The 13,956-nt window shown below is 62.7% G+C and carries 10 protein-coding genes; 7 read left to right on the top strand and 3 right to left on the bottom strand.

The genetic code is table 11. The features are described from left to right. Positions 1 to 351 (top strand): FKBP-type peptidyl-prolyl cis-trans isomerase, encoded by a 351-nt coding sequence (locus RIE53_12705; GenBank protein MEQ9105543.1) that lies wholly within the window; start codon positions 1 to 3, stop codon positions 349 to 351. Here RIE53_12705 and RIE53_12700 read toward each other — a convergent pair. Then, positions 296 to 934 carry a hypothetical protein gene (locus tag RIE53_12700; protein MEQ9105542.1) on the bottom strand — a complete coding sequence of 213 codons (639 nt, stop codon included), beginning with the start codon at positions 932 to 934 and terminating at the stop codon, positions 296 to 298. The genes RIE53_12705 and RIE53_12700 overlap by 56 nt on opposite strands. Positions 935 to 990: 56 nt before the next feature. Here RIE53_12700 and serA point away from each other — a divergent pair, with 56 nt between their 5' ends. Together serA and RIE53_12690 are read left to right on the top strand one after the other, a co-directional pair. Then, the gene (serA, locus tag RIE53_12695) at positions 991 to 2,214 is read left to right on the top strand and encodes a phosphoglycerate dehydrogenase (GenBank protein MEQ9105541.1); all 1,224 of its coding nucleotides are present in this window, start codon (positions 991 to 993) and stop codon (positions 2,212 to 2,214) included. Between the two features lie 91 nt (positions 2,215 to 2,305). Beyond that, complete coding sequence (locus RIE53_12690; GenBank protein MEQ9105540.1) at positions 2,306 to 5,323, top strand: glycosyl hydrolase; 3,018 nt, start codon at positions 2,306 to 2,308, stop codon at positions 5,321 to 5,323. 22 nt (positions 5,324 to 5,345) lie between these two features. Here the strand turns inward: RIE53_12690 and RIE53_12685 are convergent, their stop codons facing one another. Beyond that, the gene (locus tag RIE53_12685) at positions 5,346 to 8,519 is read right to left on the bottom strand and encodes an amidohydrolase family protein (protein MEQ9105539.1); all 3,174 of its coding nucleotides are present in this window, start codon (positions 8,517 to 8,519) and stop codon (positions 5,346 to 5,348) included. A gap of 164 nt (positions 8,520 to 8,683) precedes the next feature. Here RIE53_12685 and RIE53_12680 point away from each other — a divergent pair, with 164 nt between their 5' ends. Then, a complete protein-coding gene (locus RIE53_12680; protein ID MEQ9105538.1) occupies positions 8,684 to 8,911 on the top strand; it encodes a hypothetical protein in 228 nt (75 codons plus the stop codon). Then, positions 8,908 to 9,327, top strand: coding sequence for a type II toxin-antitoxin system VapC family toxin (locus RIE53_12675; protein MEQ9105537.1), 420 nt, complete (start codon positions 8,908 to 8,910; stop codon positions 9,325 to 9,327). The genes RIE53_12680 and RIE53_12675 overlap by 4 nt, the downstream gene beginning before the upstream one ends. 35 nt (positions 9,328 to 9,362) lie before the next feature. Here RIE53_12675 and RIE53_12670 read toward each other — a convergent pair whose 3' ends face one another. Then, complete coding sequence (locus RIE53_12670) at positions 9,363 to 9,728, bottom strand: VOC family protein (protein MEQ9105536.1); 366 nt, start codon at positions 9,726 to 9,728, stop codon at positions 9,363 to 9,365. 128 nt (positions 9,729 to 9,856) lie between these two features. Here RIE53_12670 and RIE53_12665 point away from each other — a divergent pair, with 128 nt between their 5' ends. Continuing rightward, positions 9,857 to 10,720, top strand: a complete 864-nt coding sequence (locus RIE53_12665) for a pirin family protein (protein ID MEQ9105535.1) — start codon at positions 9,857 to 9,859, stop codon at positions 10,718 to 10,720. Between the two features lie 59 nt (positions 10,721 to 10,779). Further along, complete coding sequence (locus tag RIE53_12660) at positions 10,780 to 13,851, top strand: glycosyl hydrolase (GenBank protein MEQ9105534.1); 3,072 nt, start codon at positions 10,780 to 10,782, stop codon at positions 13,849 to 13,851. Positions 13,852 to 13,956 lie beyond the last annotated feature (105 nt).

Here is a 13,956-nt window from a genome sequence, read left to right as displayed (position 1 = left end):
ATGAGCCAGGAACTCCTGATAGAAGACGTGGAAATCGGCACCGGACCGGAAATCAAAGCCGGCCAGCATGCCGAGGTGCATTACACCGGCTGGCTCTTCGATATGAGTGCACCCGAAAACCGGGGTGACAAGTTCGATTCATCCCGCGATCGGGGGGAGACCTTTTCCTTCCCCTTGGGTGCAGGCCGCGTGATTGCCGGATGGGATGATGGCGTTGCCGGCATGAAGGTGGGTGGACGTCGGATCCTGACCATTCCGCCGGAGCTTGGCTACGGCCGCTATGGTGCCGGAGGCGTCATACCTCCACATGCAACGTTGGTGTTCGATGTTGAGCTTGTAGGTATAGGATGAGGGCATGGGCGAAGAGGAGCACGCCCATCATTTCCATGCCTTCTTCCACCAACACCGTCATGTTGTAAACCAGCGTGTCGGCGTCCATGGGATCCCCGACGATCTCCATTCCGATGGAGCCTCCGACGAACACCAATCCGGCCAGGATGAACCGAAAGGTGGTGGCGCGCGGCAGGGCCCGCAGGAACGGCAGGAACCACAAACCCAGCAAGACTACCAACGCGAGCGCCGGCCAGACCCACAAGGTGTCCGTCGCCGTGTTGAGCGTTTCGTGGACCCCGGCCACTTCGTCCACCGACATCAGGAAGAAGCCTGCCGCCAACAGCGTCCAGTGCCCACGCCACGCATCGGTCGACTTCCGGATGAGGAAGAGCAGGCCGGCCACGTTCAGCATCAGGAAGCTGGAGAACCACGTCGGCAGATTGTTTTCCTCATCCAGGTCAATCAATTGACGGACCAGCCAGGGCACGTCGTCCATCCAGTAGTGGTACATCATGACCAGCATGTGTGCGGACAACAACGCGAGCGCCCAGGGCAACAGGATACGGCTGGCGTACCCGTCGGGAATACGTACAGGAATCATGGTTCTTTCCTTTGGCCGGGGTAAGTTGGACACCTGCAATGTAGCATGACCTGACCATGTTGTCGCTTTCGAAAGATAAAATCCGGATTCTCCTCCTGGAGGGCATAGATGCCTCGGCCGTGGAGCATTTTGCGCGCGCCGGCTATGCCAATGTGGACTGCATACGCGGCACCTTGCCGCCCGATGAGTTGGCCGAACGCCTTGCGGACACGCATTTCGTGGGCATCCGCTCGCGTACGAAGCTGACGGCAGATATCCTGGCCGCCGCTCCCCGCCTCGCCGGCGTTGGGTGTTTTTGCATCGGGACCGACCAGGTGGATACGGCTGCTGCCCGCACGCTCGGGATTCCCGTATTCAACGCACCATATGGCAACACCCGGTCGGTCGCCGAACTCGTCCTGGCCGAGATCATCCTGCTGCTCCGGGGAATTCCGGCCCGAAATGCGGCAGCGCACAGGGGCGAGTGGCAGAAAAGCGCCGATGGGGCCCACGAGGTCCGCGGAAAAACCTTGGGTATTGTGGGATACGGGCACATCGGTATGCAATTGGGCGTGCTGGCCGAAGGATTGGGGATGCATGTCGCGTATTTCGATACGGCGCCCCGGTTGCCGCTGGGCAACGCCCGTGCCTGCACCAGTCTGGAAGAGGTCCTGGGGGCCGCGCATGTCGTCACGTTGCACGTACCCGATACGCCGAGCACCCGGGGCATGATCGGTGCGGTTGAAATGGCCCGCATGCGGCCCGGCAGTCACTTGGTGAATGCGTCGCGCGGCGGCGTGGTGGACATCCCGGCGCTGGCTGAAGCCCTTCGACGCGGACACGTCGCCGGTGCTGCCGTGGACGTCTTTCCGAAGGAGCCGGCCACGACACAGGAGCGGTTCACATCTGAATTGCAGGGCATGGACAATGTGCTCCTGACGCCCCACATAGGTGGCAGCACGCATGAGGCCCAACAGAATATTGCGGCCGACGTGGCCATCAAGCTCATCCAGTATTCCGACAACGGATCCACCGTGGGCGCGGTCAACTTCCCGGAAGTCAGTTTGCCGGATCATGTGTCTGCCCGCCGCATCCTGCACATCCACCGGAACGAGCCCGGGGTGCTGACGGCGGTGAACCGTGTACTGGCCGCCAATCACGTGAATATTGCCGGCCAATACCTGCAAACCATGCCGGATGTCGGGTATGTGGTCATGGATGTGGAGACCGACGACGTGTCGCCCTTGCTGGTGGGGTTGGGCGCCCTGGAGGCGACGATCCGGACACGCTGGTTGCGGTGATCAGACGAGTGCAAGAAGGTTCGGGGAGCGGTATGTTTGGTACGGTAATCGGGCCTGACCGCCCGCACTGTATATCTACTCCCAAAGTCCCATGCACCGCTTGCTTGCCCTGCTTCTGCTCGTCCTCTCGCCCGCGGCCTTTGCCCAGGCCCAGTCCGTAGACCCATCCCTGCTTGAGGGATTGGAGTATCGTTTCGTGGGTCCGGAGCGGGGCGGCCGCAGCGCGGCCGTGACGGGCGTGCCCGGAAAGCCGGACCTGTTCTACATGGGCGCGACCGGAGGAGGCGTGTGGCGAACGGAAGATGGGGGTGGGTCGTGGGAGAATATTTCGGACGGCTACTTCGGCGGATCCATTGGCGCCGTGGCTGTGTCCGAGTGGGACAACAATGTGATCTACGTGGGCGGTGGCGAAAAGACGTTGCGAGGGAACGTGTCCCACGGATCCGGCATGTGGAAGTCCGTGGATGCCGGGCGTACCTGGACGGCCAGCGGGCTGGCCGACTCCCATCACATACCCCGTGTACGCATCCATCCGCGTAACCCAGACCTGGTGTATGCCGCCGTGCTGGGACGCATCTATGGTCCGAGCGAGGAGCGGGGGGTGTATCGCTCGAAGGATGGAGGCGCCACGTGGGAGCGGGTCCTGTTCGTCAGCGACAAGGCAGGTGCCGTCGACCTGGTCATGGACCCGTCCAACCCGCGCGTGCTGTATGCCTCGACGTGGGAGGTGTATCGTTCCCCCTACGAATTGTCCAGTGGCGGGGAGGACTCGGGTCTCTACAAGTCGACGGATGGCGGGGATACGTGGACCGAGCTCACGAACCAGGACAACGGCCTGCCCGGGGGAGTGCTGGGCATTATCGGCGTGGCGGTCTCCCCGGTGAATGCGGACCGGGTCTGGGCGATCGTAGAGCATGAGGAGGGCGGTGTGTATCGCAGCGAGGACGCCGGAAAGAGCTGGCGCCGCATAAACGACGACCGGAATCTGCGCCAGCGGGCCTGGTACTACACGCGCCTGTATGCCGGAACGCAGGATGAGAATGATCTCTGGGTGTTGAATGTGAGCCTGTGGCATTCGGCGGATGGCGGTCGTACGTACGAGTCCGTCTCTACACCCCACGGTGACCACCATGACTTCTGGATTGCTCCCGAAGACCCGGATCGCATTGTTGTGGCCGATGATGGCGGTGCCCAGGTCACGTACAACGGTGGTGAATCCTGGAGCACGTATCACAACCAACCGACGGCCCAGTTCTATCGCGTGGCGACGGACAACCACTTCCCATACCGCATCTATGGCGGCCAGCAGGACAACTCGACCGTTCGCATCCTGCATACCTCCACCGGGAGCGAAGACGACTGGGAAGAGACTGCCGGAGGAGAGAGTGCCTGGTTGGCCGCCCATCCGGACAACCCGGATGTGGTGTTCGGGGGCTCGTACGGTGGCTACCTGCAGCGGCTGGATCACCGGACCGGGCAGTCCCGGAACGTGAACGTCTGGCCGGACAATCCCATGGGTCACGGCGCGGAGGACTACACGTACCGGTTCCAATGGAATTTCCCCATCAAGTTTTCCCGGCACGTACCCGGACGCGTGTTGACGGCCGCCCAGGTCCTGTTCAAGAGCGACAATGACGGGCAGTCCTGGGAGGCGTTGTCACCCGACCTGACCCGCAACGACCCGACGACGTTGGGGCCCTCCGGCGGTCCCATCACGAAAGACAATACCGCGGTCGAGTACTACGCCACCATCTTCACCTTTGCGGAAGGAGCGGAGCCGGGGGTCATCTGGACCGGATCCGATGACGGCCTCATCCACATCACGCGCGACGGTGGAGCCAGTTGGACCGATGTCACACCGCCGGCACGCCTGTTTCCGGAGTGGATGCAGGTGAACGACATGGTCGTGGATCCCCGGAACCCGGGCGGCCTGTACGTGGCCGGAACGCGGTACAAGTCCGACGATTTTGCCCCGTACCTGTACAAGACGTCCGATTACGGCGCTTCCTGGACGAAGATCACGAACGGGATTCCGGCCGATCACTTCACGCGCGCCATTGAAGTCGACCCGGTCGTGGACGGGCTTCTGTTCGCCGGTACGGAGATTGGGATGTACATCTCATTCGATGACGGTGCCCATTGGCAACCCTTCCAGCAGAACTTGCCCATCGTACCGATCACCGACCTGGAATGGCGGGATCATGATCTGGTGGTAGGCACTCAGGGACGCGCGTTCTGGATCATGGAGGACCTCACGCCGCTGCACCATGTAGGTGCCGATCAGGTGGCGGAGTCCTACCGCTTCCACAGTCCGTACCCGATCACCCTCGGTGCCGAGTCAGCGGTTCGCCTCCGGTACTGGCTGCCCGAGGACATGGAAGATGCGTTGACCCTCCGGATCCTGGAAACCGACGGCACGCTTATCCAATCGTTCGACAACGACGATGTGCCTGCGGAAGCCGGCTTCAACGAGTTCCGTTGGAACATGCGGTACGAGGATGCGGAATCGTTCGATGGGCTCATCATGTGGGCGGGATCCGTGCGGGGCCCACGCGCCGTCCCCGGCACGTACCGGGCCCGCCTGGTTGCAGGTGACGACTCGACGGAGGTCCCCTTCGGGATCCAGCCCGATCCCCGCAGTGAATCGTCCATGGCCGACCTGCAGGAGCAGTTCGATTTCCTGATTGACGTGCGGGACAAGCTCTCGGAAACCCACAGGACCATCAAACACATCCGTTCCTTCCGGACCCAGATCAATGACCTGGTGAAGCGCATTCCGGACGGGAACGAAGACGTGGAGGCCCTCGCCGATTCCATGGTAGCCGACATGACGGCCATCGAGGAGGCGTTGTACCAGACCAAGAACCGGTCCGGTCAGGACCCGCTGAACTTTCCCATCCGGTTGAACAACAAGCTGGCCGCCGTGGGCGGGGTCGTGGCAAGCGGCAACTACCGCCCCACGGACCAGGCGTACGTCGTCCGGGACCAGCTGGTGGCGGAAATCAACGACGAACTCGGCAAATGGACGGCCATCCTGGACATCCGGGTGCCGGAATTCGAGCGCAGGATTGCCGCACTCGACCTCCCGGTCCTGGAGCGTCCGGAATAATCCGCCCTAGTCCAGGTCTGAACTAGTCCAGGTCTGCCCGGGCTCCCCGCGGCAGCGCCATGGCATCCAGGAGCCGTCCGTTGATCATGACGTGCGAGACGTTCTCGGCGGCGCGCAGATCGACCAGTGGATTGCCGTCCACCAGCAGCAGGTCGGCCAGTTTGCCGACCTGCAGGGAGCCGATGTCGCCGTCCATGCCCAGGTAGCGGGCACCATGGAGCGTGGCCGAACGCAGCACTTCGTGCGGTGTGAAGCCACCGGTTTCCAGCAGGCGCATTTCCCAATGGAAGGCCAGGCCCTGCATTTGACCGTGCGAGCCGATCTGGACCAGGTTGCCCTGATCCACCAGGCGTTTGGCAGCGGCCGCAATCTCGTCGTGGAAATACTCGTCGCCGGCGGCTTTCTGTCGGCGGCGGGACTGGGGATCGATGCCTGAACGCGGCACGTAGCGCAGCAGGCGTTCATTCTCCCATACGTTGTCCTGCTCGTAGGCCCAGCGCTCGCCGCTGGGTCCACCGTAGGCTACCACCAACGTAGGTGTATAGCCCGTTCCGCTGTGACGCCACAACTCCAGTACATCGTGGTACAGGGGAGCCACGGGAACGTTGTGCTCAATGCCCGTATGCCCGTCCACGATCATGGTCAGGTTGTGGTTGAACGTCGAACCGCCTTCCGGCACCACGTTCATTCCCAGCTCCCGTGCGGCCTGCATGATCTGCTGGCGCTGGTCACGGCGCGGTTGGTTGTAGCTCTTCACGCTGACGGCTCCGACGGCTTTCATGCGTCGCAAATGTGAGCGTGCATCTTCCATGGAATTGACAATGGCCCGCATGTCGCCATCCGCCCCGTACAGGACGGTCCCGGTTGAGAAAATGCGGGGTCCCTGCAGGCGACCGGCCTTCACCATTTCCGACAGTGTGAATACCGTTTCGGTATTGGCCGACGGATCGTGCGCGGTCGTTACGCCGAAGGCCAGGTTGGCCGAATACCCCGCGTGCTGTTCCGGTACCGGTCCGGAGAAGAAATGGGATACATGCGCATGGGCATCCACGAATCCGGGCAGCACTGTCTTTCCGGTCCCATCCACCACGCGCGCTCCGTCCGGGACCGTGGTCGAGGCCGTCGGGCCAACGGCCACAATCCGGTTGCCGTCCACGACCACCGTACCGCGCTCAATGATTTCATCCCCGTTCATGGTCACAATCCGCGCATTCGTAATAGCGGTCATGCCTTCCGGGACATCACTTTCCAGGACCAGTCCCAGGTCCGTCCGGGTGGAGGACACGTCGTCCTTGTCCAAGCGACCGGCCTCTCCCGAGGGCCGTTCCGTGCTGACATAGGTGGGACCGATCACCCAATGGATGCGCTGCCCGTCGGCCGACCAGTGGACATCCGTACCCAGGTCTTCCGTGATCCGTGTTACCGGTACCGCCTTTGTATCCTTGTCCAGGTCCACGGCCTCGCCGGTTTTCGGGAACGGGGCCACGTAGGCGTTGAACAACTCATTGAACGCCACCCACTCGAAATCGGGACTGGGAACCACCACATTGGCGTACTTCATGGTGAAATGCGTGCGTTCGTCGCTGCCATGCAGGTCCACGGACCGGTAGGATTTGTTCAGGCCTCCGCCGCTCATGAAATAGATGCGCTCACCATCGGGGCCGAAGCGGGCATCGGAGCCTCCCCGACTGACCAACACCGGCGTTCCGCCGGTCGATGCCATGCGCCAGATACCGGTGTCCATCCCGTGAAGCGGACCGATCAGCGAACTGGCACCGCCGCGGCGGTACACGATCTGCGTTCCGTCGGGCGAGAACCGGGGTTCGTGGTAGTGCCCGGGCCGCGTTGTAAGGACCTGTGACCGGCCGTTCGCGAAGGAGAGCACACGGATGGTGGCATACGTGTCGTCGTCCCAGGTCGTGTAGACAAGCGTCTGGCCGTCGGGGCTGAACGACGGGCTGTATTCCCAATGATCGGTCTGGGACGTGAGCCGGCGGGGCATGCCGTCCGGAAGCTCTTTCACGTACAGGTATCCGGCCGCGTGGAACACCACCTGTGTTCCGTCGGGGGACGAGGCTACGTCGCGGATCATCCGGGCTTCAAACTGCTCCGGAAGGACGTCAACCGGTACCCGCAGTGCCGTATGGATGGTGCGCTCCACGTCCACACTGAAGGGAATGGGGGTCGTGGTGCCGGCTGCCACATCCAGTCGGTGAATACCTCCGCCCGCCCAGAACACGATGGAGCGGCCGTCCGGTGTCCAGTCCATGCGCGGATACACACCAAAAATGGCCCAGGCCTCCTGTTGATCCCGATCCAGGCCGTCATACACCATGCGCTGGCGGCCGGTCGTGGTATCGAACAGGTAAATCGTGCTCTTGTCGCGGACCCGGCGGACGAAGGCCAGCTTCTTACCGTCCGGGGAGGGGGTGGCGCGGGCCGATCCACCGGCGCCCGTCACATAGCTCTCCGTGCGGCCGGTTTCCCGATCCAGGCGACGGATGACGTAGATCTGGCCGTTCGGATCCTTGTTGTACTCGAAGGTGGAGCCGCCCGACATGTCCTCACTGTAATACACGTACCGGCCATCGGGGCTCACGGCGATCTCGTTGCCCTGATCCTGCTGGTCGTTTTTTCGCTCCGTGAGCTGGAGTCCGCCCGAGGCCGTCCCGGACGCATGATACATCCAGACTTCACCGGCGCCAAGCGACCGGCCCGATGTGAAGTGCTTGCGCGCCAACAGGTACTGGCCGTCAGGTGTCCACGCCGGACCGTTCAGCAGCCGGAACGACTCCTTGGTGATCTGCTTCGGGTCCGATCCGTCGCGGGCCACCGTCCAGATGTTGTCACCCCCCGCCCGATCGCTGGTGAAGGCAATCCGGGACCCGTCCGGGCTGAACACGGGCTGCACATCCCACGCCGGCCCCGATGTGAGCGGCGTGGCGCGGCCTCCTCCGATGGGCATGGTGTACAGATCGCCCAGCAGATCGAACACGATGGTTTCGCCGTCGGGCGACACGTCGAGGCTCATCCACGTTCCTTCCGTGGTCGTGAACGACACGTTCTCGGTCGGGCCGAATGCGTCATTCACGTCCCACTTGGACTCGTCCTGGGCCATGGCGGACGGGGGCAGAAGCAAGGCCAGGGCCAGTGCGGAAAACACAAAGGCCGGGATCGGGAAATGGATGCAGCGCATGGGGCTATTCGGGCTGGTTAGGGCAGAGCGGGATTGGTTCGCCCCAATATAGGATTCACGCAGCCGGTTATGCCGCCGCCCTGACGGTGTCGAAACCAGACGTCGATCCCGTCGTTGGAACCATTATGGAACCAAAACGGGGAATCGGAATGGCATCGTTGACCTTGAAATCCATACCGGACGACCTCATGGACCGTCTTCGCCGACTCGCAGACGAAGAACGACGCAGTTTGAATCAACAGGCCATCCTGTTGCTGGAGGAGGCGTTGGAGCAGCGACCGCGTCCCTTCAGCGAACTCTACGACCAATTCCTGAAGACGTACGGGCCGTCGCCCCTGGACCCGGAAGACCTGGAGGGACTTCGCGATCGGTCGCCGGGGCGGGAATCATGATCCGGTATCTGTTGGATACCAACATCGTATCGGAACTGTCGCGTCCTGATCCTCACGCGCACGTTCTGGCGAAAATGAGGCGTCACGGACGAGAGTCCGCCATTTCATCCGTGTGTCTGCATGAACTGGTGTACGGTGTAGTACGCCTGCCGGACGGACGTAAGAAAGCCTGGCTTTCGAAGTATCTGGAGACCATGGTGCTGCCCGCGCTGCAGGTCCTGGAATATGACTCCGCCGCATCCATATGGCATGCCCGCGAACGAGCCAGGCTGACGGCTGCCGGTCAGACACCCGCCTTCGTGGATGGTATGATCGCAGCTACGGCGGCTTCTCGTTCTCTTATTCTGGTGACCCGGAATGAACGTGATTTTGCGTCCTTCCAAGGGCTGAGCGTCGTGAACTGGTTCGAGAATTGACCCGAACCGACCGCACCCAGCGACAAGCCAACCGTCTATTCGTTCGAATGCAGCCCTACGCGGTTGCCTTCCGAGTCCTCGAAATGGCCCACGAAGCCGTACTCACCGATGCTCATTTTTTCGGTGATGACCTTTCCGCCCGCCGAGCGGACGCGATCGAGCGCCGCGGCTACATCGTCCACGCTCAGGTAGACCAGACTGCCCTCATACGATGGCACATAGGACTCCTGTTGGATAAGGGCTCCGGACGATCCGGCCGCTCCGGGTACCATCGGAAACCAGGCCATGGGCAGGCCCATGACGTCCTGACGGTTCAGTTCCACGCCGATTACGGTCTCATAAAAGCGCTGGGCCCGATCCAGGTCGGACGTAGGGATTTCAAACCAATTGACAGGGTTCATGACAAGGAAGGATGATGGTGATGAAGCGCTGGTCGGGGAACGGTGCCCGGGTTGCGGGATAAACCGGCCCTTGCTTGCAGTATAAGATTGCATATTTGCGTAATCATTACCACGCCAACGGCCAAGTCATGCATCGCACCGCCTATCCGCCCGTCCGGGCCGTCCACATGAACATGGGCGGCTTCGCCGTCAGGCAGCCGCTTCCGCATGCCCGCATCAACAACATCGATCCCTTCCTGCTGGTGCATCACGCCGGTCCGGTGACGTTCGAGCCCGGGGGGCGGCAGTCCCAGGAAGGCGTGCCTCCGCATCCCCACCGGGGCTTCGAGCCGGTCACGTTCGTTTTCAAGGGAGGGGTGCATCATCGCGACTCACGTGGCAATGACCACGTGGTCCGGGCAGGGGGTGTGCAGTGGATGACTGCGGGCATGGGCATTGTCCACTCCGAACGTCCAACGAAGGAATTGGCCGAGCAGGGTGGCGAATGGGAACTCATGCAGATCTGGGTGAACCTCCCGGCGCGTGACAAAATGGTGCAGCCCCGGTACCAGGGGTTGTCTGCAGCGGACATTCCGGTCCTCGAGCAGGATGGATTCCACGTCCAGGTCGTAACCGGGGCGCTGGACCGGACCGCAGGCCCCGTCCTCACCCATACGCCCATCACCGCACTGGTGCTGCACGCCGAGGAAGGGGCGTCCACGACGCTGGCGCTTCCGGACGGCCAGGTGGGATTCCTGTATGCGCTCGACGGTCAGCTGACACTGAATGAGGAGGTGGAGCTGCCCGGTGGATATTTGTCCGAGTTGGCCGGCGTGGGGCCGTTGCGTGTGGATGCCGACATGGATACGCGTGCGTTGCTCATGCTCGGCGAGCCGATAGGCGAGCCCGTGGTAACGTCGGGTCCCTACGTCATGAACACGACCACGCAGATACTGGAAGCCATGCGCGACGCGCAGATGGGAAAGATGGGGGTGTTGGTCGAGGATTTCTGAGGTCCAGAACCTGAACCGATGCTACCTTGGGGCATCTGTTCCACCCACGTCCGCTCGACATGTCATTCTTCCCACCACGTGCCTTCCGCTTCTCTTCGCTCGCCCTGCTTTCGTTGATGTTGATGCCTGTCCAGGCACAGGAAGCATCCGCCCAAGCCGCACCTGCCAGCCTGGAATCCACCTTCCAGGACCTGGACTACCGATACGTCGGGCCCTCGCGCGGCGGTCGGGTGACGGCGGTGGCCGGTCACCGCGCTCATCCCCACACCTTCTACATGGGATCCACGGGGGGCGGCGTCTGGAAAACTTCCGATGCCGGGCAGACCTGGACCAATATCTCCGACGGCTTCTTCGAAACGGCCTCCATCGGATCCATTGACGTGGCCGACAGCAACCCCGACATCATTTATGTCGGTACCGGATCCGACGGCCTGCGCAGCAACGTCATCATCGGGCGCGGCCTGTACAAATCAACCGACGCCGGGAAGACCTGGACACACATGGGCCTCCGCAAGACCGGTCAGATCGGCGCTGTGGTGGTGCATCCCACGAATCCCGACATCGTTTGGGTCGCGGCGCAGGGTTCACCTTTCGGGCCGAACCCGGACCGGGGCGTCTACAAATCGGTGGATGGGGGCACCACCTGGCAGCATGTCCTGCACGTCAGTGACCGGACCGGTGCCATCGACCTGGAATTGAATCCGGCCAATTCGGATGAGGTCTACGCTGCGCTCTGGCATGCCGAGCGCAAACCGTGGACCATCATTTCGGGAGATGATGGCTCCGAGAATGGCATTTATGTTTCGCACGATGCGGGCGCCACGTGGACCCGCAGCATGAAGGGGTTGCCGACGGACCTCATCGGCAAGATCGACTTTGCCGTCACGCCGGCCGATGCGTCGCGCATCTATGCGCTTGTGGAGGCCCGGCCGGAAGTGGAAGGCCTGTACCGCTCCAATGACCACGGGGAATCGTGGCAACTGGTGTCCAACGAGGGCTTCCTCATGACGCGCCCGTTCTACTACACCAACGTGGATGCAGACCCGGTGGATGCGGACCGGGTGTACGTGAACAACCTCGGCTTCCATCGCTCGGATGACGGCGGCAAGACCTGGGTGCGGATTTCAACGCCGCACGGCGACAACCACGACATGTGGATCAATCCGGATGATACCGATCTCTACATCCAGGCCAACGACGGGGGTGTGAACGTGACCCTCGACGGGGGGAGAACGTGGTCCCCGCAGGACAACCAGGCGACCGCCGAGCTCTACTCCGCCGACGTGGATGACCGTTTCCCGTACTGGATCTACTCCGGGCAGCAGGACAATTCCACCATCCGGGTCCCGTCCAATCCGGCCGGATCCCGCGCTGGCGGATACCAGGCGTACTGGGAGGCCGTCGGCGGCTGCGAAACCGGACCGGTCGTGCCCAAGCCGGGCGATCCCGACATCGTCTATGCCAACTGCAAGGGCCAGTTCGGGGTCTACAACGACCGGACGGGCCAGGAGCGCAGCTACTACGTAGGTGCGTGGAACCTGTACAGCCGCAATCCGGCTGAATTGCCGTACCGGTTCCAGCGTGTCGTGCCCATCGAAGTCTCGCCGCACGATCCGGAGACGGTCTACCATGGCTCCCAGTACGTCCATCGGACGCGGAACGCCGGGCAGGATTGGGAAACCATCAGCCCGGACCTGACCGCCTTCCGGCCGGAGCGGCAGATGGTTTCCGGCGGCCCCATCACGCGGGACGGGACGGGGGAGGAGCACTACTCGACCCTTTACGTCATCGAGGAATCTCCCCTGGAGCCCGGCGTCATCTGGACGGGCGCCAACGACGGTCCGGTGCATGTCACGCGGGACGGGGGAGCGACCTGGGTGGACGTGACGCCGGGCGACATGCCGCCCGAGGGGCGCATCAACAGCCTGGACCCATCGCCGCACACGCCGGGCGTGGCGTATCTCGCGGCGTATCGGTACCTGTTGAATGATTTCACACCGTACTTCTATCGCACCGCCGATTACGGCAAAACGTGGACCCGGATAGCGACCGGGATTCCTGCCGACCACCCCGCGCGGATCCTGCGCGTCGATCCCGAAGTGCCGGGGCTGCTCTATGCCGGTACGGACTATGGCGTATGGGTCTCCATGGATGATGGCGCAAGCTGGCAGACGTTCCAGTTCGACCTGCCGGTCACGCCGATCACCGACATGCGATTGGTGCACGGCGACCTGGTGCTGTCCACCATGGGACGCGGTTTCTGGGTGATGGACGACCTGAGCCCCGTTCGGGAATGGGCCGGCGCGCACCGCACAGCCCGTTTGCAGATGGATGCGTTCCAGGCAGAGCCCCACCTGTTTGCTCCGGCCCCGGCTGTCCGTGGACGGTGGGGGGCCCGGGGCGGACGGCCCGAGGAACCTGAATACGCGCCACCGGGCGCCCGGATTGACTACCGTTTGCCCGAAGGCTTCACCGGTCGGGTCACCCTGGAGGTGCACGATGCCGCAGGTACACTCGTCGGGTCGTTCGAGGGGGAAGCCGCAGCGCCCGCGAGTGAGGAACAGGGCATGCGCCAGCCGCCCCGCCCGGCCCCGCGCGGCAGCGATCTCGACACCACCCCCGGCGTCCACCGGTTCGTGTGGGACATGCGCCATGAGGGACCGGACTACGGCAACGGCCGGACCGGCCGAGGCCCGATGGCCGTCCCCGGGGACTACACCCTCACGCTCAGGGCCGGCGCGGTGGAACGCACACAGGTGTTGACCATCGTCCCCGACCCGCGCCTGGAAGGTGTATCGCAGGCAGACATGGAAGTGCAGTTGGCCTTCAACCAGAAAATGGTCACGCTGATCTCCGAGGCCTATGCGTTGCAGGACCGGGTGGAGAAGGCCCTTGAGGCATTGCCGGAGGGCGCCGACGCCAGGAAGGAACTGACCGCCATCGCAGAGGCGCTGGAGAATTCCGATACCGACAGCTATGCGACCCCCATGATGTTGAACCAGATGGGGTACCTGTACGGGATGACATCCGGTGCCGACCAACACCCTGGCGGGGAGGCCGAGAAGCGCTATATGGAATTGAAGTCAGAACTACAGGATCTTCAAGCGCGTTTCGAAGCGGTGGCCAAGTAATCCATTGCCATATCAACAGTCTTCCAGGACGGCTTGAAAAACAATAGCGATTACTTGAATAATATATAGCTGATCAGTAGACTGGCTGTGTTCATTCAAAGTGAC

The organism is Rhodothermales bacterium, assembly GCA_040221055.1.
Lineage (GTDB): Bacteria > Bacteroidota > Rhodothermia > Rhodothermales > UBA10348 > 1-14-0-65-60-17.
The sequence above is the reverse complement of the archived record's forward strand: the minus strand, read 5'-3'. Positions and strand labels throughout refer to the sequence as shown.

Coding starts and splice junctions, on each gene's coding strand:
- RIE53_12685 (MEQ9105539.1), bottom strand. CDS start 8,519: ATGCGCTGCATCCATTTCCCGATCCCGGCCTTTGTGTTTTCCGCACTG.
- RIE53_12705 (MEQ9105543.1), top strand. CDS start 1: ATGAGCCAGGAACTCCTGATAGAAGACGTGGAAATCGGCACCGGACCG.
- RIE53_12675 (MEQ9105537.1), top strand. CDS start 8,908: ATGATCCGGTATCTGTTGGATACCAACATCGTATCGGAACTGTCGCGT.
- RIE53_12670 (MEQ9105536.1), bottom strand. CDS start 9,728: ATGAACCCTGTCAATTGGTTTGAAATCCCTACGTCCGACCTGGATCGG.
- RIE53_12660 (MEQ9105534.1), top strand. CDS start 10,780: ATGTCATTCTTCCCACCACGTGCCTTCCGCTTCTCTTCGCTCGCCCTG.
- RIE53_12700 (MEQ9105542.1), bottom strand. CDS start 934: ATGATTCCTGTACGTATTCCCGACGGGTACGCCAGCCGTATCCTGTTG.
- RIE53_12690 (MEQ9105540.1), top strand. CDS start 2,306: ATGCACCGCTTGCTTGCCCTGCTTCTGCTCGTCCTCTCGCCCGCGGCC.
- serA (MEQ9105541.1), top strand. CDS start 991: ATGTTGTCGCTTTCGAAAGATAAAATCCGGATTCTCCTCCTGGAGGGC.
- RIE53_12665 (MEQ9105535.1), top strand. CDS start 9,857: ATGCATCGCACCGCCTATCCGCCCGTCCGGGCCGTCCACATGAACATG.